This window comes from Arenivirga flava, from assembly GCF_030161575.1.
Lineage (GTDB): Bacteria > Actinomycetota > Actinomycetes > Actinomycetales > Microbacteriaceae > Arenivirga > Arenivirga flava.
The window spans coordinates 3,050,506-3,072,237 of record NZ_BSUL01000001.1 but is presented as its reverse complement, the minus strand read 5'-3'; the positions used below and the strand labels follow the sequence as shown (position 1 = coordinate 3,072,237).

Below are 21,732 nucleotides of genomic sequence, written 5' to 3'. Positions count from 1 at the left end.
CCGTCGCCCGGGACGCGGAACGCCCCCGCTCCGGAGGGAGCGGGGGCGTTCCATCGGGCCGGGGTCACTCCCCTGCCGGCGCGTCCTCCTCGGGCGTCGCGGGCTCGCCGCCGGGGATGTCGCCGCCGGCCACGAGCGCGCGCTCGATCGCGTCCTGCAGCTGCTCGTCCGCGACGCCGTACGCGGCCCAGTCGCCCTGGGTCAGCGCCTCCTGGCGGGCGGTGAGCGCCTCCTGGGCGTCGGCCAGCGCCTGCTGGAGCGAGTCCGACTCGGGCTGGGTCGGCTCGGTGCCCGGGTCGGCGGGCTCGCCCGTCTCCGGGTCGACCGTGGGCACGTCGTCGTCACCGGCGTTCGCACCGGAGTCGCCGCCGAAGATGACGTCGAGCGCCGCATCGAGGGTGTCCTCGAAGGCGATCTGGTCGCCGAACGAGACCAGCACGCGCTGGAGCACCGGGTAGGCGCTCTGACCGGTCGACTGCACGTAGACCGGCTGCACGTACAGGAAGCCGCCGCCGATGGGCAGCGTCAGCAGGTTGCCGCTGATCACCTCGGTGTCGCCCTGGCGCAGCAGGTTCAGCTCCGTGGAGACCGTGCGGTCCGCGTTGAAGTTGTTCTGCACCTGCGCCGGGGCCGGCACGGTCTCGTCGCCCGGCACGGTCAGCAGGCTGAACCGGCCGTACTCCTCCGAGATCTCACCGTCGGCACCCGTGCCCGCATCCGCGTTCACCGACAGGTAGCCGGTGAGCACGTTGCGCGTGTTGGCACCGGTGGCCCGCGGGATGAAGGTCGAGTACAGCGAGAAGTTCGCCTCCTCGGTGCCGGGCACCTGCATGGAGAGATAGTACGGCGGCTGCTGCGGCACATTGTCGCCGGACTGCGTCGGCTCGGCCGGCGAGATCCACGCGTCGTTGCCCTCGTACCAGGTGCCGGGGCTCGTCACGTGGTAGGTGCCGAGCACCGCACGCTGCACCTTGAACAGGTCGGCGGGGTAGCGCACGTGGTCGAGCAGCTCGGCGGTCATCTCCGACATCGGGGTGAGCGAGGTCGGGAAGATGCTCTGCCAGGCCTCGAGCACCGGGTCCTGGTCATCCCAGGCGAAGAGGGTGACCTCGCCCGAGTAGGCGTCGACGGTGGCCTTCACCGAGTTGCGGATGTAGTTGATGTCGTCGAGCGGCAGCGTCGGCGACGGGGTGTACGTGTCCGCGATGCGCTCGGAGAGCGACTCGATGTGCGAGTACGGGTAGTTGTCGCTGACCGTGTAGGCGTCGATGATCCACTGGATGCGGCCGTTGACCACCGCCGGGTACGGGTCGGAGTCGAGGGTCAGGTACGGCGCGACCTTCTGCACGCGCTCGGCCGGGTCGCGGTCGTAGAGGATCTGCGAGTCGTCGTTGACGTACTCCGAGACGAGCAGATCGGTCGACTGGTACTTCAGGGCGTAGAGCGCGCGCTTGAAGATGTTGTCGAGCTTCGGGCCGCCCTCACCCGTGTAGGTGTAGTACGAGTCCTCCTCGCCGTCCTCGCTGCCGGGGTAGTCGAACTCGAGGTTCTCGCCGCCGCCGACGATCGAGTACTCCGGGCTGGTCTCGCCGAAGTAGACGCGCGGCTCGTACTCGCCGAGCGCACCCGAGACGGGGATGCCCGACTCGAGGAAGACCGGCTGGCCGTTGGTGGCGCGCTGGTTGCCGTAGGCGGCGACCACGCCGTAGCCGTGCGTGTAGACGATCGACTGGTTGACCCAGCTGCCGCTGACACTGCCCATGTCGATGTCGCGCAGGCCGATGACGGTGTCCTGCATCTGGCCGTCGATCTCGTAGCGGTCGACGTCGAGGTACTGCGGGAAGCCGTAGTACTGGCGGAACTGCTGCAGCTGGCCGAACGCGTCGGTGACCTGCGCTGGGTCGATGATGCGGATGCTCGCCGTGGTCTCGGCGTCGTCGCTCAGGGCGCCCTGCTCCGGCTCGGTGGTGACCGCGTAGGTCTCCTCCTGCACGTCCGCGACACCGTAGGCCGACCGGGTCGCCTCGATGTTGCGCTCGATGAACGGCGCCTCGTAGGCGCTCTCGTTCGGGGTCGCCTGGAAGGTCTGGATCAGGGCCGGGTAGCCCTGGCCGATGATGAGGCTCGCGACGAGCAGACCGGCCGTGCCGACGATCGGCAGACGCCAGCGCCCGATGATCGCGGTGATGACGAACAGGATCGCGACCACGATCGCCGCGCCGGCGAGGATCTGCTGCGCCGGGATCGTGCCGTTCGCGTCGGCGTAGGTCGCACCGGTGATGAGCTCGCCCTGGCGGGTGAGCGTCGAATACTGGTCGAGCCACAGGCTGACGCCCTGGATCACCAGGTAGAGCGCCGCGGTGACGGCGAACTGGATGCGCGCGGTGCGGGAGATGCGCACCTCGCGGCCGGCGACGCGGATCGCGCCGTAGAGATAGCTGGTGGCCACGGCCGCGACGAGCGAGATCAGCACGACCGCGCTCGCGAAGCCGACCAGGCCGCGCAGGAACGGCAGCGCGAAGACGAAGAAGGAGACATCGAGACCGAACTGCGGGTCGACCTCGCCGAAGCTGCCGCCGTTCATCCACAGCAGCACCGTCGGCCACTGGTTGGCGGCGGAGACGCCCGCGAAGAAGCCGAACACGATCGGCACGCCGAAGCTCGCCGCACGGCGCAGCGGCTCGACCACCTGCTGGTAGCGGTCGAGCTGCGCGTTGAGCTTCGCGTACACCGGCCGCCAGCGGTAGGCGACGTCGATGCTGATGAACAGCGGCAGCGCCATGCCGAGGAATCCGACGGCGAACATGGCCGCGCTGGCCAGCCACTGGGTCGTGAGGACTTCGGCGAATCCGAGCTGGTCGAACCAGAGGTAGTCGGTGAAGAGGCCGGCGAAGATGAGGAACAGGACCACGAGCGCCGCGAGAGCACCGACCGTGACGGCGAGGGCCGTCCGCGATCGGGCAGGGCGCTGCGAGGAGGAGGTCGACGTCAAGAGGGTGCTCCTGGCTCGGGGGAGGAAGTGATTCCGACCATCCTAGGTGCCGCCTCTGAACGAGTACCGAGGGCGCTGGGGGGGTCAGCCACAGGTCGGCAGCGCGTCCGCATCCGTCTCGCCGCGGATCGCCGCGAGGGCGGCCATCGCGTCGTCGAGCGTGTCGACGGCGAAGACCCGCAGGTCGCCGGGCACGTGCCCGACCACCTCGTCGCAGTTGTCGGCGGGGGCGAGGAAGTACTCGGCGCCCGCGTCCTCGGCGCCGAAGAGCTTCTGCCGGATGCCGCCGATCGGCCCGACCTCGCCGTCGGCGGTGATCGTGCCCGTGCCGGCCACGTGCTCGCCGCCGTTGAGGGAGCCGGGCGTGAGGTCGTCGGTGATGGCGAGCGCGAACATCATGCCGGCGCTCGGGCCGCCGACCTGGTCGATGCGGATGGAGACGTCGATCGGGAAGTCGTAGGCGGCGACCACGCCGACGCCGAGCACCGCGTCGGCGCTCGCCCCGCGGCCCTCGACCGGAGTGAGCTCGAACTCGAGCGGTGCACCGTCGCGCTCGATCGCGACGGTCGCCGGGGAGCCCGTGCCGTGCTCGCCGATCGTCGCGCTCATCGCCTCGACGCTGAGGAACGCCTCGCCGTCGACCGAGACGATGCGATCCCCTCGCGCAGCACGCCCGCAGCCGGCGAGCCCTCCGCGACGGTGCCGACCGTCAGCTCCGCGCCCACGTCGTAGCCGAGGCCGACGAGCGCCGCGGCGATGGCCCGCTGCTGCGACGACGTCATCGCCGCGGCGTTCGCCTGCTCGACCGCCTCCGTGCTGGTGCCCAGCGGGAAGGCGGTGTCGAGCGGCACGGCGACCCGCTGCGGGTCGAACCAGGCGCCGACGACGTCGAGCCAGCGCGGCTGCTGCTCGCGGTTGCCGGCCCGCGTGACGGTGAGCAGGTCGAGGCGGCCCTCCGTCGGGTAGGTCTCGGCGCCCTCGATCGTGATGAGGGGCACCTCCTCGCCGTCGACCTCGATGCTGCCGAGGGTGTCGGTGACTGGGCCGGGGCCGTCGATCGCGTAGGGCGCGGGCAGAGCTCCCAGCAGGACGATGCCGACGAGCGCGAGTCCCAGCGCGATCCAGGAGCGGAGAGCGGATGCGGGACGTCGGGGTTCGATGGTGCTGCTGCTCGCGCTGTCGGTCACGGCGGACGGGGTCCTCTCACTGCTGGCGGTCGCGGCGGTCCCCCGAAGCCGATGGCGTTCGCGCAGGGCGCACGCCACGACCGCCCATCCTAGGTCGATTCCGGTCCATGCCCGGATGCACCGAAGTAACGTGAACGGCATGAGCGACCCTGCACGCCCCGACGGCCCCGAGGACGAGATGCGGGAGATGCTGCAGCGCTTCCTGGCGGGCGAGGGCGACATCGACCCGTCCAAGCTCGCCGGCGCCGCCGGCCTGCCGAGCGACCCTGCCAGCGTGGCCCGGCTGATGAGCCAGCTGCAGGCCGCGATGAACGCGAGCGGCGACGGCGTGAACTGGGACCTGGCGCGCGACCAGGCCGTGCAGATCGCCAGCCGCGGCATGGTGCCGAGCATCGAGGACGAGAAGGAGGCGCTGCGGCGCGCCCTCGGCCTCGCCGCGCTCTGGCTGGGCGAGGCCACGCAGATCGGCGAGCTCGCCGGCGAGCCGCGCCTGCTGAGCCGCGCCGAGTGGGCGCGCGAGACGCTGCCGGTGTGGAGCCAGCTGGCCGAGCCGGTGGCGAACAGCATCGCGGATGCGCTCACCCGGGTGCTGCAGGAGAACCTGCCCGAGGGCATGGACGGCATGATGGCCGGTGCCGGCAAGATGATGCGCGGCCTCGGCGGCACGCTCTTCGCCATGCAGCTCGGCCACGTCGTCGGGCAGCTCTCCGGCGAGGTCGTCTCGGGCGGCGATGCGGGCATCCCGCTGCTCGACGGCCAGGCGGCGCTGCTGCCGCAGAACGTGCTTGAGTTCGGCCGCGACCTCGGCGTCGAGGTCGAGGAGGTGCGCCTCTACCTCTCGGTGCGCGAGCTCGCCCACGCCCGGCTCTTCCGGCACGCGCGCTGGCTGCGGCTGCACCTCATCACCGCGATCACCGAGTACGCGCACGGCATCACGATCGACACGGAGCGCCTCGAGCAGCTCGCCGAGGGCTTCGACCCGACGAACACCGAGGAGCTGCAGCGCGCGCTGAGCGACGGCCGGCTCATCCCGCCGAAGAGCGAGGAGCAGCTCGTGGCGCTGGGCCGCCTCGAGACCATGCTCGCGCTCGTCGAGGGCTGGGTCGACGTCGTCACCGAGCAGGCCGCCCAGCGGCTGCCCGCCGCCGGCGCGATCGCCGAGACGGTGCGTCGGCGGCGCGCGTCCGGTGGGCCCGCCGAGTCGGCGTTCGCCACGCTCGTCGGTCTGGAGCTGCGCCCGCGCCGTCTGCGCGAGGCGGCGGCCATGTGGCGCGCGGTGCAGGACGCCGTCGGGGCCGAAGGCCGGGACGAGCTCTGGGCGCACCCCGACGTCGTGCCCACGGCGGCCGACATCGACGACCCCGCCGCGCTCGTGGCCCGCCTCACCGGCCCGGCGCCGGAGCCCGACGAGTTCGATCGCGCCCTCGAGGACCTGCTGAACGGCGACGCCGACGGACCGGCGACTCCGAACGGCGACGACGAAGGGCGCCCGCAGCCCTAGCGTCGGTCCTGTGGACGGCCCCACCGCGGTGCGCGACCGTCCGCCCACACTGGCGGCATGGTCCTGAAGCTGCGCGCATCCGTCCCCCTCGTCTGGCGCTCCCCCACCGCCCTGCAGTTCGGCGTGGACGAACCGAGGCTGGTGCTCGACGACCTCGACCCCGTCGTGGAGCGGCTGCTCGCCGCGCTGGCGCTCGGCACGACCCGTCCGGCGCTCGAGGTGATCGCGCGCGAGGCCGGCGGTCGGGTCGAGGCCGCGAGCGCGCTGCTCGACCGCCTCGACGGCCTGCTGGAGGCCCCTGCGCCGCGCCGCGCATCCGTCGTCTCCGTGCTCGGCACCGGACCGGTCGCCGGGCTGCTCGCGCGGGTGCTGCGCGAGCACGACGTGCCGGAGCGGCCCGAGCCTGGCGCCGAGCCCGACCTGGTCGTGCTCTGCGGCGGCCACGTGCTCGCTCCGGCCGTGCACGCCGCCTGGCTACGCCGCGATGTGCCGCACCTGCCCGTGCTGCTCGGCGACCGGGACGCGAGGATCGGCCCGCTGGTCATGCCCGGCCGGACCCCGTGCCTCGGTTGCCTCGAGCGGCATCGAGCGGATGCGGACCCCGCCTGGACGGCCATCGCCAGTCAGCTGCTGGACCGCACCGCGGCCGACCCGCGCGCCGTCGTCGTGGTGCAGGTCGCCGCGCTCGCCGCGAGGACCGTGCTCGCGCTGCTCGAGCACCGGGACGAGCTCGGCGACGGCGAGGAGCTGCGCGTCGACCTGGCGACGGGCGCGGTCAGCCGGCGGAGCTGGGCGCCGCACTCCGAGTGCGGTTGCCGAGGTCTGCCAGGAAGCGGCTCGCGTCGCGCTGCGCCGGTCGTGCCGATCCGAGCTGCACGAGGCTCTGCCGACTCCACGACAGGGCCAGCGCACGGCGGGCGCGGGTGATGCCGACGTACAGCAGACGGCGTTCCTCCTCCACCTCCGCCTCGCTGCTCGCGAAGCCGATCGGCAGGATGCCGTCGATGAGACCGACCAGGTAGACCGAGTCCCACTCGAGGCCCTTCGTCGCGTGCAGGGTCGCCAGCGTCACCGCAGGCCGGGTGGGATCGTGCTGCTCCTGCTGGCGCTCGACGAGCTCGTTCACGAACTCGCGCAGGCTGGTGCCCTCGCGCGTCGACTCGGCCATGCGCATGACGAGGTCGAGCGAGTCCCAGCGAGCCCGCTCGGCGCCGCGCCCCTCCGGCGGGTGCTGGCTCCAACCGACGTGCCGCAGCGCGTCGCTGACGACCTGGAAGAGGGGCTCGTGGCGCACCTCCATCGCGGCGCCCTTGAGCAGCATCATCGCCTGCTTGACCTCGGGCAGGTCGAAGAAGCGCTTCTGACCCTGCGTGACGAAGGGCACGCCCTGGTCGCCGAGCGCCTGCTCGAGCAGGGCCGACTGGGCGCCGACGCGGAAGAGCACCGCGATCGACTCGGGCGCCTCGCCCCTTCGCAGCCGATCGGCGATCGAGGCGGCGACGGCCCGCGCCTCCGCCCGATCGTCCGGATGCTCGGTCACGGTCGGGGCGGGACCGCCGACGGAGGGATCGACCGCCCGCAGGTGCACCGCGCCCGGCCGGTCGCCGATGAGCGTGTTCGCCGCCTCGAGCAGCGGCGGCGTCGCGCGGTAGCTCTGCTCGAGGCGCAGCACCGTCGACTGGGGGTAGCGGCCGCCGAAGCCGAGCAGGTAGCGGTTGCTGGCGCCGGCGAAGGAGTAGATGGTCTGGCTGGCGTCGCCGACCACGCAGACGTCGTTGCGAGGGCCCAGCCAGAGCTGCAGCAGATCGTGCTGCAGCGGCGACACGTCCTGGAACTCGTCCACCGTGAAGAAGCGGTACTGCTCGCGCACCTGGGCGAGCACCCGGGGCTCCGACTCGAGCATGCCCGCGGTCGCCAGCAGCACGTCCTCGAAGTCGATCTCGCGGCGCTCGTCCTTGAGGTGCTCGTAGGCGGTCATGAGGTCGAGCATGCGCTCGGGGGTCAGCTCGCCCGGCAGGATGCGCGCATCCGCCTCGCGTCCGTACTGCTCCATCGTCAGCCGGCTCACCTTGCGCCACTCGATCTCGGCGGCGGCGTCGCGCAGCGCGGCGGAGTCGAGGCGCAGCCCGAGCTTCTCGCTGGCCTGGCCGATCACGCGGGCCTTGCCGTCGAGGATGCGCGGTGACTGCCCGCCCGCCACCTGGGGCCAGAAGTAGCCGAACTGCGACAGCGCCGCGGCGTGGAAGGTGCGCGCCGAGACGCCGCCGGCGCCGAGACCGCGCAGCCGGGCGCGCAGCTCGGCCGCGGCGCGGCTCGTGAAGGTGAGCGCCATCACCCGGTTCGGCGAGTAGGCGCCGGTCGCGACGCCGTAGGCGATGCGGTGCGTGATCGTGCGGGTCTTGCCGGTGCCGGCGCCGGCGAGGATGCAGACGGGGCCGAGCAGCGTGCGCGCCGCCGAGCGCTGCTGCTCGTCGAGGCCGGCGAGGAGCTCCTCTGCGCTGGCTACCACGAGGGGCCGACTACCACTGGCCCGATTCGAGCGGACCGCCGTACCACTCCTCGATGATCGTGCGGGCGATGGAGGTCGGGCCGGGCAGCAGGATCTCGTCGAGCGCGTCGCGCAGCTCGTCGCGACTGAACCAGCGGAGGTCGAGGATCTCGGTGCCGTCGGGCGCGAGCTCCGCGGTGGCGCCGTCGACGGTGGCGCGGAACCCCATCATGAGCGAGGCCGGGAACGGCCACGGCTGCGAGCCGAGGTAGACCGGGTCCTTGACGCGCACGCCGGACTCCTCGAAGACCTCGCGGATCACCGCCTCCTCCAGCGACTCGCCGGGCTCGACGAAGCCGGCCAGCAGCGAGTAGCGGTTGCTGGCCCACATGGCGTTGCTGCCGAGCAGCAGGCGGTCGTCCGCATCCGTGATGCCCACGATGATGGCGGCGTCCGTGCGGGGGAAGAGCTCGTGGCGCTCCTCGCTGTCGCGGAGCACCCATCCGGCCTTCTCGACCTCGACCGCCGCGCCGCTGCGCGGCGAGTGCGTGTGCGAGGCGTGCCAGTTGGCCAGGGCGATCGCCTCGGTGGCGGCGCTGGCGTCGACGGCGTCGAGCTCGTGCGCGAGGGTGCGCAGCGAGACCCACTGCTCGGCGGGCGCCAGCAGGGTGCGAGCCTCCTCGTCGAGCACGACCGCGACGATCCGCGTGCCGGCCGCGTCGTCGCCCCGCGACGTCACCAGCCGGCCGAGGTAGAGCTCGAGCCCCGCCGGCGCGGTCGCCGACGGCAGCAGCCGCAGCCGCACCGGGCCGCCGGTCTCGAGCAGCACCTCGTCGCGGAAGATCGGGAGGTAGCGGGTGCCCGGCTCGGAGCGCAGACGCGCCAGCAGACCCTCCTCGTCGCGGGCGAGGTAGTCCCGGTCGAGCCCTCCCCGGGAGAGGGGCAGGCGCTCGAGGAAGGGAGGGAACATGGAAGGCCGATCGTCGGGAGAACGTGCGTGGCGTTGGGCCGGGAGGACATGGCCTCGACCTACCCTGGAGGGCATGGCCCGATCGCATCTCACTCTAGCCGCCCTCGCGACGGCGGCCGTCTCGGGTCTCGACGTCGTCGGCGCCAGCGCGCACGGCACCGGCGAGGGCGACTACGACGCCGCCCTGCTCACGGCGCGCGACGGCGGCCAGTGGATCATCCGGGCCCCGCGCAGCCAGGCCGCGGAGTCGACGCAGTCCGCCGACGCCGTGGGGCTGCGCGCCCTCAGCACCGGCGTGCGCAGCCGGCTCCCCTTCACCGTGCCGACCATCGCCGGCCAGGCCTCGATCGGGCCGACCCGGGCGATCGTCTCCGACTACCTCTACGGCTCCGTCGTGCGCCTGGCGCGCATCGACGCGGAGCTGGCCGGCTCGATCGGTCACGCGATCGCCGCCATCCATTCCCTGCCGACCAGCTTCGTGGCGGATGCGGGGCTGCCGCAGCTGACCGCGCACGAGGTGCTGCGCACCTGCGTCGGCGTGATGGACCGCGCCAGCGCGACCGGCCTGGTCCCCTCCGCACTGCTCGGCCGCTGGGAGCGCGCCACCGAGGAGCCCGTGCTCTGGCAGTTCGCCCCGACCGTGATCAACGACGCCCTCTCCCCCGACTCCTTCCTCAGCGCGGGCGGATCGGTCACGGCCGTGCTCGGCTGGCAGGGGCTCAAGGTCGGCGACCCGGCGAGCGACCTCGCGTGGCTGCTCGGCACCGGTGCCGAGGATGTCACGGCCGCGGCCTTCGCCAGCTACGCCCGCGAGCGCGGCGGCAACGACCGGCACCTGCGCGCCCGCGCCGTGCTGCAGGCGGAGCTCGAGGTGGCCAAGTGGCTGCTGCACGGCACGACGACCCGCAGCACGGAGATCGTGGACGACGCCGTCGAGATGCTGCACGCGATCGTCGACAGCACCGCCGACGACCTCGACGACCCGGTGACGGGGGCGACCTCCGCGGCCGCCCGGGCGAGCGCATCCGCCGTGGCCGCCGGCGAGCCCGTGCGGTCCGCGACGCCGAGCCCCGCGTCCGCGACATCGCCCGCCGGTGCCACGCGGGGTGCTCGCCCGGGTGCCTCGCCGCGCAGCACCTCGGGTGCCTCGCCGACCGGCCCCGCCGAGGCCGAGAGCGGCCTCGCGGCCGCCGTCGCCGCATCCGCTGCCGCCGCCGACGCGGTGCGACCCGTCGCCGACCGCGACAACGCGCGCACCGCCTCCGCGTCCGCCTGAGCGCGCGAGTCAGCACGGACGCGCGCGATCAGCGCCGACGCGCTCGAGTCAGCGCCTACGCGACGACTCAGCACCGTACACGCCGCTGACACGTCGTCACGGCGCTGAGTCACCGAGCGGATGCGCGCATCCCACCCGACGCACCCGAGCCAGCACCATGGCGACGCCCCAGCACCGACGAACCCGACCAGCACCGACGAACCCGACCACCACCGACGCAACCGGTCACCACCGACGCAACCGAGACAGCACCGACGCGACCGAGACAGCACCGACGCGACGACTCAGCACCGTACACGCCGCTGACACGTCGTCACGGCGCTGAGTCACCGGGCGGATGCGCGCATCCCACCCGACGCACCCGAGTCAGCACCGTGGCGACGCCCCAGCACCGACGAACCCGACCAGCACCGACGCGCCCGGTCACCACCGACGCAACCGGTCACCACCGACGCACCCGAGACAGCACCGACGCGACGACTCAGCACCGTGCACGCCGCTGACACGTCGTCACGGCACTGAGTCACCGAGCGGATGCGCGCATCCGCGCAGCGACTCGAGGCCGCGGGGCGGAACGTCGGGGAGCACCCGACGCGGATGCCGGGGCGCACTGCGGCCCGAGCCGCTGAGGGTGCACCCCGCGGGCGCTCGGACCCGGACAGGCTCAGACCGCGCGGCCGGCGCGCACGATCGACACGAGCGCCGAGCCGCGGCGCAGGGTGAAGCGCAGCGTCCACTGCCGGGTGCGCGCCAGCACGAGCGCCACGACGACGGCGGTGAGCAGCGGCACGCCGCCGGCGATGGACATGGCCACGCGCGGTCCCAGCTCCTCGCTGATCCAGCCGATGACGGGGCCGCCGATCGCCTGGCCGCCGGTGAGCACCATGACGAAGAGCGCCATGACCCGGCCGCGGATGGCCAGATTCGACGAGAGCTGCACGAGCGAGTCGGAGCAGATGACGAAGAGTAGCCGGGCCAGGCCGACGCCGAGGATGGCCATGGCGAAGACGGCCATCACGGGGGCCATCGACGCCAGCACCATGGCGAGGCCGAAGAGCCCGGCGAAGGTGACGGTGCTGCGCAGCCGCACCACGCGCACCCGCGTGGAGCCGAGCGCGCCGGCGAAGGCGCCGATGGCCGCGATGGAGGAGAGCAGGCCGTAGCCGGCCGCGCCGCTGCCGTAGACGCGGTCGGCGAAGGCGGCGAGCAGCGTCGGCAGGGTCATGCCGAACACCGACACGGAGGCGAGCAGCACGAGCGTCCAGGCGATGGCCGGCTTGCGGCGCACGTAGGCGAGGGCCTGCCGGATCTGCCCCTTCTCGCGCGGCGCGGGCGTCACCGGGTGCAGCTCGGCGGTGCGCATGAGCAGCAGGCTGGCCACGACGATGAGGCAGGCGAGCGCGTTCGCCGCGATCGACCAGCCGGAGCCGATCACGACGATCAGGGCGCCGCTCACGGCGGGGCCGAGCAGCCCGCCGAGGTGGAAGATCGAGGCGTTCAGGCTGATGGCGTTGCGCAGCATCGCGGTGCCGACCATCTCGCTGACGAAGACGGCCCGGGCCGGCTGGTCGACGACGGCACCGAGGCCGAGCGCCGCGGAGATCGCGTAGATGTGCCAGAGCTCGACGGCGCCGGTGAGGGCCAGGGCGGCCAGCGTCGCGACGAGCACCGCGGCGCTCGACTGGGTGATGATCAGCAGGATGCGTTTGGAGAAGCGATCGGCGAGGACGCCGCCCCAGGGACCGAGCAGCAGCACGGGCAGGAACTGCATGGCCACGGTGAGGCCGACCGCGGCGAGCGAGCCGGTGAGCTCGAGCACGAGCCAGTCGATGGCGATGCGCTGCATCCAGAAGCTCGTGTTCGACACGGCCTGGGCGATGACGTAGAGCCGGTAGTTCGGGATGCGCAGGGCCGCGAAGGTGTCGCGCCAGCGCGGGCGTTCGGTCTGGATCGGGACGGGGGCGGTGGGCGGGATCTCGATCGTCGGCATGGCCCTTCCAGGCTATGGACCGACTCGCCATTGCGATATACGATCACGGCTATCAGTGCCATTGGATAGCTCAATGACGAGGGGACGGCCATGTTCGATCCGGTCCTGCTGCGCACGTTCCTCGCCGTGGCCGACACGCACAACTTCACGCAGGCCGCGGCGCAGCTCGGGCTGAGCCAGCCGACCGTCAGCCAGCACGTGCAGCGCCTCGAGCAGGCCGCCGGTCGGCAGCTCGTGCTGCGCGACACCCGCGGCGTGCGGCTCAGCGACAACGGCGACGCGATGGCCGGCTTCGCCCGCACGATCCTCGCGGCGCACGACCACGCCGCCGGCTACTTCACCGGCTCGGCGGTGAAGGGGCGGTTGCGCTTCGGCGCTTCCGACGATCTCTCGCTCACGCAGCTGCCGCGCATCCTGCGGGACTTCAGGCAGTCCTATCCGCAGATCAACCTCGAGCTGACGGTGGCCCAATCGGGAGGCCTCGCCCGCCGGCTCGACGCGCGCCAGCTCGACCTCGTGTTCGTCAAGCAGGAGGCCGGCACGGAGCGCGGCAGGCTGGTGCGCCGCGACCGGCTGGTCTGGGCCGCGCACCGCGATCACGTGGTCGAGGCCGGGGTGCCGGTGCCGCTCGTCGTCTACGCCTCCCCCAGCCTCAGCCGGGCGGCGGCGCTCGCGGCGCTCGAGCGCGGCGGGCGCACCTGGCGGATCACCTGCACCAGCCGCGAGGTGCACGGCGTCCACGCCGCAGTGCGGGCCGGCCTGGGGGTCACCGCCCTGCCGCAGTCGCTGGTGCCGCAGGACCTCGTGCACGTGCCCGCCGCATCCGCTCTGCCCGCGCTGCCCGAGATCGACTTCGTGCTGCTCGACAACCCGACGGCGGCGCGCGGCCCCGTCGACGCCCTCAGCGCCGCGATCCTCGACCGGCCAGCGACGACGACCGGGGTCGGCTACGAGGAGCGGCGCGGCGACGGGCGGTAGGCGGGCAGCGGATGCACGCGCCGGCTCAGTCGGCGAGCTCGCCGATGCGGAACTCCTCGAGCTGCGATTCGGGACCACCCTGCCCGCCGTGCTGGCCCTCGAACTGCGCGGTGCCGTCGGTGCCGCAGAGCGCCTCGATGCGGTCGGCGCCGCCCGGGTGCTGCGGGATCCACTCGGTGAGGTCGTACACATCGCCGTCGATCGCGACCCAGCACGACTCGGCGGAGGCGTTCTGCTCGACCTCGCTCAGGGCGATGTCGCGACCGTCCGCCTCCTCCGCGGCCTCGGGTGCGGCGCACGCCGCGAGCAGGAGCACGGCCGCCAGGCCGGTCAGGGTGGTCGTCGCGAGGCGTCGCCGCATCGTGGTTCCTCTCATCCGCTGGATCGTCGATGCCCAGCCTGGCCCGCCCGCCTCGACGGGGCCTGTGACGCCGTGTTGCACGCCGCTCGACAGCCGCGCAGCCGCACCGCACGATGGCCGGATGACCAAGCAGATCCGCTTCAACGCGTTCGACATGAACTGCGTCGCGCACCAGTCCTCCGGACTCTGGCGGCACCCCGACGACCAGTCCTGGCGCTACAAGGAGCTCTCGTACTGGACCGAGCTCGCGCAGCTGCTCGAGCGCGGCGCCTTCGACGGCATCTTCATCGCCGACGTGCTCGGCACCTACGACGTGTACGGCGGATCCAACGAGGCCGCGATCCGGCACGGCGCGCAGGTGCCGGTCAACGACCCCATCCTGCTCGTCTCGGCGATGGCGGCGGTAACGGAGCACCTCGGTTTCGGCATCACCGCCGGCACGGCCTACGAGCACCCCTACCCGTTCGCGCGCCGGATGACCACGCTCGACCACCTCACGAAGGGTCGCGTCGGCTGGAACGTGGTGACCGGATACCTGCCGAGCGCCGCGCGCAACATGGGACACGACGACCAGCTCGAGCACGACCAGCGCTACGACGTGGCGGACGAGTACCTCGAGGTGCTCTACAAGCTCTGGGAGGGGTCGTGGGAGGACGACGCCGTCGTGCGCGACCGCGAGGCCGGCGTCTTCACCGACCCGTCGAAGGTGCACGAGATCGGCCACCACGGCGAGCACTTCACGGTGCCGGGCATCCACATCTCCGAGCCCTCGCCGCAGCGCACCCCCGTCATCTACCAGGCCGGGGCCTCACCGCGGGGCGTCGCCTTCGCCGCCGGCAACGCGGAGGCGATCTTCGTCGCCGCGCCGACGAAGGCGGTGCTCAAAGGCACGGTCTCGCGCATCCGCGACGCCCTCGAGGCCGCCGGCCGCGCCCGCGACTCCGCGAAGATCTACACCCTGCTCACGATCATCACCGATGAGACCAGCGAGAAGGCGCACGCCAAGCACGCCGACTACCTCTCCTACGCGTCCGAGGAGGGCGCGCTGGTGTTCATGTCCGGATGGATGGGCGTCGACCTCTCGCAGTACGACCTGGACGACCCGATCGGCGACGTGCGCAGCAACGCGATCCAGTCGGCGGTCGCGAACTTCCAGGGCGCCGACGAGGAGGGACGCGAGTGGACGGTGCGGGACATCGCGCGGCTCGGCGCCATCGGCGGTCTCGGCCCGTTCCTCGTCGGCTCGCCCACCGAGGTCGCCGACGAGCTGCAGGCCTGGGTCGACGAGACCGACGTCGACGGCTTCAACCTCGCCTACGCGATCACGCCGGGCACCTTCGAGGACGTCGTCGAGTTCGTCATCCCCGAGCTGCGCCGCCGCGGCGTCTACCCCGAGGCGTACGAGGAGGGCACACTGCGCCACAAGCTGCACGGGCGCGGGGACCGGCTGCCCGAGGAGCACCACGGCGCCCGCTTCACGATCGGCTCGCGGACGCGGTAGCGCGCACGGCGGGGCCGTGCCCGACCGGAGCACTCAGGCCGCGGGCACGGCCGCCCGCCACCGCGCCAGCAGCGCGGCCTCGTCGTCGAGCCGCTCCGGACGCAGGATGCGGTCTTCGCCCACGTAGTAGAAGACGGCGTCGACGAGGGCCGGGTCGAGCCCCTTCCAGCGCGCGTAGGCGAGCCGGTAGAGGGCCAGCTGCAGCTGGCGCAGCTCGAGCTCGGCGTCGCTCCTCGGGGAGGGCCCCGTCTTCCAGTCGACGATCTGGCAGCGCCCGGATCCGTCGACGTAGACGGCGTCGAGCTTGCAGACCACGATGCGCCCGTCGAAGGGCAGATGCACCTCGACCTCGACCTCGCTCGGTGCCAGCCCCGCCCACGGCGATCGCTCGAACGTGGCCTGCAGCCCGGCCAGCGCCGCCGCCTCGGGACCGTGCTCCAGCTCGTCGTCGCGCTCGCTCGCGACGCCGTCGATCGACTCGCCGAGCCCGGTGAGGCCCGAGCGCTGCTCGACCCAGCGGTGGAAGAGCGTGCCGAGCCGCGTCGCCTTGTAGGGGCGCTGCGGCATGGGACGGCGCAGCTCGGCGGCCACCGCATCCGGATCGGAGACGTAGTCCTTGAAGCGCGAGGCGGGCACGCGGGTGGGCAGGCTGGTCGCGGCGGCGCCGGCACGCGTCCGCTCGCGTTCGGCGAGCAGCAGATCGATCTCGGTGTCCCAGTCGGTGGTTCGGTCGCCACGGGGATCCGCAGCGCCCCGCGATCCGGCGATCGCGGAGCGCACCGCGGCGGCGGCGGTCTCGACCCGCGCGCGCCGCTCCCCCAGCGGGTCGACCGGCCAGGCCAGCGAGCGCTTCGCCTCGTCGAGCGGGTCCTCCTCGAGCGCGGTCGCCTCGGGCAGTGCCGGGATGGCACCGAGCGCCTCGAGCTCGCGCAGGTAGACGCTGGGGCCGCGCGGCCTGCTCTGCCCGGCCCAGTACGCGCCGCTGAGCAGCAGCGCGCTGCGAGCGCGGGTGAGGGCGACGTAGACGAGCCGGCGCTCCTCGGCGTGGTGCCGCGTGTCGAGCGCGTCCTTGAACCGAGTGAGCTGCTCGTCGACCTCCTTCTGCGTCTCGCAGCCCTGCCAGCCCAGCTCGGGCAGCTCGGCCGCGTCGCCCCGGAAGGGGAAGGGCAGCTGCCCGAACGCCGTCCATCCGCGCCCCTCGCGGAAGCTGCCGGGGAACTCGCCCTCGACGAGACGTGGCACGGCGACGAGGTCCCACTCGAGCCCCTTCGAGCCGTGCACGGTGAGCAGCTGCACGGTGCCGCGCTCGGCCTCGTCCTGGCGAGGCCCGAGGTCGTCCCGGCGCGCGGCGGCGTCGAGCCAACCGAGCAGCCCGCCCAGCGTGGCCTGCTCCTCGGCGGCCGCGTAGCCGGCGACCTCCTCCGCGAAGGCGTGTAGGTAGGCGGAGCCGTGCCGATTGCGGTCGTTCGCCGTCACCTCGAGGTCGAGGCGCAGCTGCTGCTGCACGAGCGCGACGAGCTCGACGAGGTCGAGGCCGCCGTGCCGGCGCAGCCCGGTCAGCTCGCGGCCGAGGGCGCGCATCCGCTGCAACCCGTCCGGGCTGATGGCGGCCAGGCGGCCGTGGCCCTCGGGCGCCGTCGCGACGAAGTCGAGGGCGTCGACGAGCGAGCCGTCCTCGCCCGCGGCGACCGAGGAGCGCAGCTTGCGGCGCACCTCGTCGTCGAGCCGGCCGAGCGCGTGGTCTCGGTCGAAGAGCCAGCGGGCCACGTCGCGCAGCGCGGCGATGTCGGCGAGGCCGATGCGCCAGCGGGCACCGGCGAGCAGGCGGATGAGGGCGCTGCCGGCCTGCGGATCGTGCAGCACCCGCAGGCAGCTGACGAGGTCGACGATCTCGGGCTGGGCGAGCAGCCCGCCGAGTCCGAGGATGCGGTACGGCACCCCGGCCGCCTCGAGCGCGGCCCCGAAGGAGGGCATGGTCGATCGGGAGCGGAACAGGATCGCCGCGGTCGGCGGCTCGCGCCCCTCGCGGCGGGCGGATCGGAGGGCGTCGGCGAACCACGCCGCCACCGCATCCGCCTCCTCGGGCAGGGTCTCGGGGTAGGCCAGCTCGATCGTGCCGGCCGGCGCGCCCGGGCGGGGCGCAACCGCTCGACCGGCACTGCGGAGGCGCGCGAGAGCGGGTCGACGAGGGCGTTGGCGGCTGCGAGCACCGACTCGGCGTTGCGCCAGCTCGTGGCCAGCGCGTAGCGGCCGACCGGGCCGGGGCCTTCGCCACGTGCGGCGGGCGGCGCCGCGAAGTCGACGAGGAAGCGCCCGAGGTTGGCGGCGCTGGCACCGCGGAAACCGTAGATCGACTGGTGCGGGTCTCCCACGCCCATGACGGCCGCACCGCGGAACAGCCCGGCGAGCAGCCGGGTCTGCACCACCGAGGTGTCCTGGTACTCGTCGAGCAGCACGACCGGGAAGCGCTCGCGCAGATCGCGGGCCACCTGCGGCGAGCCCTCGACCACCTGCAGGGCCAGGGCGACCTGATCGCTGAACTCGACGAGCCCGCGCTGCTCCTTGAGCTCGGCGAACGCGACGGCGAGGTCGACCAGCGGCGGCAGCGCCGAGACCGACTCGACGGCGGCGAGCACCGAGGCGTAGGGCGTCCGCTTGCCGGCGGGCAGGTCGAGCAGCCCCGCGAAACGCTCGGCCTCGGCCCGCACCGCGTCGGGGGCGGCGACGTGCTCGCCCATCGCGCGGCCCAGGTCGAGCACCGCCTGCGTGAGCGCGTCGGGCGACTTGCCGAGCTGCGCGAGCCGGTCGTCGAGGCTGCGGGCGACGAGTCCCCGGGCGAGCTGCCAGGCGCTCGGCTCGCCGAGCACGGTGGCCTCGGCTTCGCGGCCCACCAGCAGGGCGTTGTCGCGGAACACGGTGTTCGCGAAGGCGTTGTAGGTGGTGATCGTCGGCGCGTCGAAGGGGTCGAACTCGCCCGGCAGCAGCCCGGCCGCCTCGAGCTGCGCGATGCGCTCGCCGATGCGCTTGCCGAGCTCGCCGGCCGCCTTGCGCGTGAAGGTGAGCCCGAGGATGCCGGGCACGCCGACGCGGCCGTTCGCGAGCAGCCAGAGCACGCGGCTCGCCATCGTCTCGGTCTTGCCGCTGCCGGCGCCAGCGACGACGAGCGAGGGCTCCATGGGCGATTCGATCACGGCGGCCTGCTCGTCGGTCGGCCGGGGCAGGCCGATCGCCGCGGCGAGGTCGACCGCGCTGATGCGCGCGGAGCCGGCGTCGCTCATCCGCTCACCTCCCCGATCACGTGCACCTTGCAGTCGCCGAACGCGTGCGGCGCGAGGCAGTGCTCGTCGATGCGGGCCAGGAACACCCGCCCGGCCATGCCCTCCGCCGCCGCCTGCACGCGGCGGCGGAACGCCTCGCGGCGCTCCTCGTCGAAGCGCTCCTGCACCGGCTCGCGGTAGCGCCGCCCGCGCACCCCGCTCGAGACGATGACGAGCTTCGCGCCGCCGAGCTGGGCGCCGGCGGGCACCGCGGGCACCGCGCCGGCCTCGACGGCCAGCTGGTACGCGGCGAGCTGGGGGTGCTCGGCGACCTTGGCGGCGCTCGGCACCGCGCGGCCGGTCTTGAGGTCGACGATCACGACCGAGCCGTCGGGATCGCGTTCGACCCGGTCGATCGTGCCGCGCAGCCTGGCGCGGCCGTCGGCGATCTCGAAGCCCGACTCGGCGCCCAGCAGCTCGCCGCCACGTCGCTCGAAGTCCTGCAGGTACTCCGCGAGCGCCTCCGTGAGCGAGCGCGCCTTGCGCCGCTCCGCCTGCTCCTGCCAGCCGGCCTCGATGACCAGCTCGGGCCAGCGCTCGTCGACGCCCGCCCACAGCCGCTCGACGTCGTGCGTCTCGGCGCGCTCCATGACGTCGTGGATGATCGTGCCGAGCCCGGAGGACACGTTGCTCGATCCGCCGCCGACCCGGTCGAGGAACCAGTGCAGCGGGCAGGTCTCGAAGGTGTCGATGGCCGAGGGCGAGACGGCGACGCGGGCCGGCTCGCCGTCGTCGTGCACGGCGTCGAGGTCGACGAGCGGATGCACGGTGCTGGGCTCCGCGAGCCCGTACCAGTCGTCGGGGTGCGCGCCCACCACGTCCTCGGCCGCGAGCCGCGCGAGCGCTCGCGCCGCGCCGCCCGCCCGCGCGCTCAGCACCGGCTCGCTGGACGGCGCCCCGGGCGCGGACTCGAGCACGCCGCCCGCCGCCTCCCGGCGCAACCGGCCGACGAGCCCGCGCAGGGTGAAGGGCCGCTCGGCCGCGCCGGCCTGCACGGCGGTGTCCGGCGGCAGCAGGCGCAGGAAGGGCGAGGGCTCCTCCTCGTCGTTCGCGGTGCAGGAGAGCACCAGCAGTGCGCTGGCGCGCGACACGGCGAGCGCGAACATGCGCAGCTCGTCGCCGAGCACCTCGCGTCGGCGATCGACCGTGCCGGAGTCGACGCCGTCGACGACCTCGGCGAGCTCCTGCGGCGCGAAGATCGCCCCGCGCAGCCGGCGGTTCGGCCAGACCCCCTCCTGGAGCCCCGCCACGGCCACGACGGCGAATGCACGACCGACGGTGCCGGGCGGCGTGGTGACGAGCACCGTCTGCTCGTCGGCCTGCGGAGCCAGCGTGTCCTCGGGCACGTCGGCGTTCAGCATCTCGTCGAGGAAGTACCCGACGTCGGCGTCCGGGCTGCGCTCGGCGTAGCGGCGTGCGGCCTCGAAGAGCGCGACGACGGCGTCGAGATGCCGGTTCGCCTCGACCGCCGTCGTGCCGGACCCGGCGGCCTGCGTCCCCCAGATCTCGGCGAGGCCGCTGCGCTCCCAGAGCGCCCAGAGCAGCTCCTCGACGCTCGATCGCTCGGCGCGCTCGCGAAGCTGCGCGAGGCTGTGCGCCAGCTTGGCCGCGCGACGGGCCTGCGAGCTGTCGACGGTGGCGAGGCGCTCGGGCTCGGCGAGGGCCTCCACGAGCAGTTCGTCGCTGCCCCGCGTTCCCCCGCCGGCGAGCTCCTCGGTGCGCAGCGCGAGGCGCAGGCGGCGGACGGCGATGCGGTCGAGGCCGCCGAGCGGACCGAGCAGCAGCTCCTCGGCGAGCGCCGCGTCGAGCTCGCGGGCCCCGACCGCTGCGGCGACGGCCAGCAGCAGGTGCCGCGCGGCGGGCGCCTCGCGCACCGGGGTGCCCGCGGCGCTCGTGCGCACCGGCACCTCGCCGAGCCGCAGCGCGCGCTCGACGAGCGGCACGAGCGAGCCCGAGCGGACGACCACCGCCATGTCCTCCCAGGCGACGCCCTCGAGCAGGTGCGCCTCGCGCAACCGCCGGGCCACGGCGGCGAGCTCGCGGGCGCGCGACTCCCCCTCGATGCGCAGGACGGCGCCGCCCGGGCGCGTCGCGGAGGCCGCCCGGTGACCGACGGCGCCGGCCGTGCCGATCCGCTCGGTGACCGCCGCGGTGAAGGCCCGCAGCGCCGCGGGCTGGCGGTGCGAGCGCTCGAGGCGCAGCAGCCGCGCGCCGGCGGCGCCGATCAGCCCCTCGGGCCGGCCGATGAGCTCGAGCCCGCCGCCGCGGAAGCCGCTCCCGGCCACGTCGGGGTCGCCCGCGGCGACCACGGGTACGCCGCGTCGGGCGATGGCGCGCACGACGTCGAGCGCGCCGCGGGGTAGGTCCTGCACGTCGTCGATCAGCAGCAGGCGCAGACGGTCGAGCCGCGGCGAGGTCGGGGCGAGCAGCGCGGCCGAGGCCAGCAGCTCGGCGCTGTCGAGGTACTCGGCGCGGTACTGGTCGAGCACGAGCTGGTACCGACCGAGGAACCGCCCCGCGGCGCTCCACGCGGGCCGGCCCTCGCGGTCGCCGAGCCGCTCGAGCGCCACGGGATCGAGCCCGAGCTCGGTCATGCGCATGGCCAGCTCGCGAAGCTCGGTCCGGAATCCGCGCAGGCGGCGCACCTCCGCGTCGAAGCCCCCGGGCCATCGCGAGTCGCCCGCTCCTCGGCCTCGCCGGCCAGCAGCTCGGCGATCACGCGGTCCTGCTCGGCGCCGCTCAGCAGCCGCGGCGGCTCGAGCCCGGCCTCGAGCCGGGCGGCGCCGACGAGGTCGAACGCGAGCGACGTGACCGTGCGCACGAGCGGGCCGTTGGTCGGAACACCGAGGCGGACGCCGGCGACATCGCGCAGGCGGGTGGCGGCCTGCCGGCTCGGGGCGAGGATCACGGCCTCGTCGGCGGCCAGCGCGCCCTGCGCGAGCCTGCGCTCGAGGAGGCCGAGCAGGGCGCCGGTCTTGCCCGTGCCCGGCGCGCCCAGCACCACGGCGGAGGCCTCGGGCGGCAGCGACAGCACGGCCTCCAGGGCCGGGTCGCGCGCATCCGTCATGGCCATCACGCTAGGGCAGACGACCGACACGGCCCGCGCGCGTCGGCCGTCCCGTCCGCTGTCGGTGAACGGACCCGAGCGCCCATCCGCCGTGTCGTAGGCTC

General features: G+C 73.7%; 14 protein-coding genes and 2 pseudogenes. 5 read left to right on the top strand and 11 right to left on the bottom strand.

Going from position 1 to position 21,732, the window contains the following annotated elements; genetic code table 11:
- Positions 1-64 precede the first annotated feature (64 nt).
- From QQK26_RS15115 to QQK26_RS15105, 3 genes are all read right to left on the bottom strand, one after another.
- Positions 65-2,992, bottom strand: a complete 2,928-nt coding sequence (locus tag QQK26_RS15115) for a UPF0182 family membrane protein (protein ID WP_284234253.1) — start codon at positions 2,990-2,992, stop codon at positions 65-67.
- Positions 2,993-3,076: 84 nt separating this feature from the next.
- On the bottom strand, positions 3,077-3,601 hold the full coding sequence (locus QQK26_RS15110; RefSeq protein ID WP_284234251.1) for a S16 family serine protease: 525 nt from the start codon (positions 3,599-3,601) through the stop codon (positions 3,077-3,079).
- Positions 3,598-4,179, bottom strand: coding sequence for a hypothetical protein (locus QQK26_RS15105; RefSeq protein WP_284234249.1), 582 nt, complete (start codon positions 4,177-4,179; stop codon positions 3,598-3,600). The genes QQK26_RS15110 and QQK26_RS15105 overlap by 4 nt, the downstream gene beginning before the upstream one ends.
- A gap of 139 nt (positions 4,180-4,318) precedes the next feature.
- Between QQK26_RS15105 and QQK26_RS15100 the strand changes: the two genes are divergently transcribed.
- Together QQK26_RS15100 and QQK26_RS16325 are read left to right on the top strand one after the other, a co-directional pair.
- Positions 4,319-5,680 (top strand): zinc-dependent metalloprotease, encoded by a 1,362-nt coding sequence (locus QQK26_RS15100; protein WP_284234247.1) that lies wholly within the window; start codon positions 4,319-4,321, stop codon positions 5,678-5,680.
- Between the two features lie 57 nt (positions 5,681-5,737).
- Positions 5,738-6,469 (top strand): annotated as a pseudogene (locus tag QQK26_RS16325) (TOMM precursor leader peptide-binding protein); the annotation flags it as partial.
- Here QQK26_RS16325 and QQK26_RS15090 read toward each other — a convergent pair.
- Both QQK26_RS15090 and nudC read right to left on the bottom strand, forming a co-directional pair.
- On the bottom strand, positions 6,456-8,189 hold the full coding sequence (locus tag QQK26_RS15090; RefSeq protein ID WP_284234244.1) for an ATP-dependent helicase: 1,734 nt from the start codon (positions 8,187-8,189) through the stop codon (positions 6,456-6,458). The pseudogene QQK26_RS16325 and the gene QQK26_RS15090 overlap by 14 nt on opposite strands.
- A 10-nt stretch (positions 8,190-8,199) precedes the next feature.
- Positions 8,200-9,138 carry an NAD(+) diphosphatase gene (gene nudC / locus QQK26_RS15085; protein ID WP_284234242.1) on the bottom strand — a complete coding sequence of 313 codons (939 nt, stop codon included), beginning with the start codon at positions 9,136-9,138 and terminating at the stop codon, positions 8,200-8,202.
- Between the two features lie 73 nt (positions 9,139-9,211).
- Here nudC and QQK26_RS15080 point away from each other — a divergent pair, with 73 nt between their 5' ends.
- A complete protein-coding gene (locus tag QQK26_RS15080; RefSeq protein WP_284234240.1) occupies positions 9,212-10,414 on the top strand; it encodes a phosphotransferase in 1,203 nt (400 codons plus the stop codon).
- Positions 10,415-11,078: 664 nt separating this feature from the next.
- Here the strand turns inward: QQK26_RS15080 and QQK26_RS15075 are convergent.
- Positions 11,079-12,404, bottom strand: coding sequence for an MFS transporter (locus tag QQK26_RS15075; protein WP_284234238.1), 1,326 nt, complete (start codon positions 12,402-12,404; stop codon positions 11,079-11,081).
- 90 nt (positions 12,405-12,494) lie between these two features.
- Between QQK26_RS15075 and QQK26_RS15070 the strand changes: the two genes are divergently transcribed.
- Positions 12,495-13,382, top strand: a complete 888-nt coding sequence (locus QQK26_RS15070; RefSeq protein WP_284234236.1) for a LysR substrate-binding domain-containing protein — start codon at positions 12,495-12,497, stop codon at positions 13,380-13,382.
- A gap of 25 nt (positions 13,383-13,407) precedes the next feature.
- On the opposite strand, the gene QQK26_RS15065 is transcribed toward QQK26_RS15070, so the two are convergent.
- Entirely contained in the window at positions 13,408-13,743 is a 336-nt protein-coding gene (locus QQK26_RS15065) for a cytochrome b5 domain-containing protein (RefSeq protein ID WP_284234234.1), read from the bottom strand.
- A gap of 121 nt (positions 13,744-13,864) precedes the next feature.
- Between QQK26_RS15065 and QQK26_RS15060 the strand changes: the two genes are divergently transcribed.
- Positions 13,865-15,244, top strand: a complete 1,380-nt coding sequence (locus tag QQK26_RS15060) for an LLM class flavin-dependent oxidoreductase (RefSeq protein ID WP_284234232.1) — start codon at positions 13,865-13,867, stop codon at positions 15,242-15,244.
- Between the two features lie 33 nt (positions 15,245-15,277).
- Here the strand turns inward: QQK26_RS15060 and QQK26_RS16320 are convergent, their stop codons facing one another.
- The 4 genes and pseudogenes from QQK26_RS16320 to QQK26_RS15045 form a co-directional block, all read right to left on the bottom strand.
- Positions 15,278-17,311: a 3'-5' exonuclease gene (locus QQK26_RS16320; protein ID WP_348520034.1), complete on the bottom strand. Its 2,034-nt coding sequence runs from the start codon at positions 17,309-17,311 to the stop codon at positions 15,278-15,280.
- Positions 17,312-17,598: 287 nt separating this feature from the next.
- A pseudogene (locus QQK26_RS16315) lies at positions 17,599-18,420 on the bottom strand (UvrD-helicase domain-containing protein); the annotation flags it as partial.
- A 98-nt stretch (positions 18,421-18,518) separates the two neighbouring features.
- Positions 18,519-21,161 (bottom strand): PD-(D/E)XK nuclease family protein, encoded by a 2,643-nt coding sequence (locus QQK26_RS15050; protein WP_284234230.1) that lies wholly within the window; start codon positions 21,159-21,161, stop codon positions 18,519-18,521.
- Complete coding sequence (locus QQK26_RS15045) at positions 21,152-21,628, bottom strand: AAA family ATPase (RefSeq protein WP_284234226.1); 477 nt, start codon at positions 21,626-21,628, stop codon at positions 21,152-21,154. The genes QQK26_RS15050 and QQK26_RS15045 overlap by 10 nt, the downstream gene beginning before the upstream one ends.
- Between the last annotated feature and the right edge of the window lie 104 nt (positions 21,629-21,732).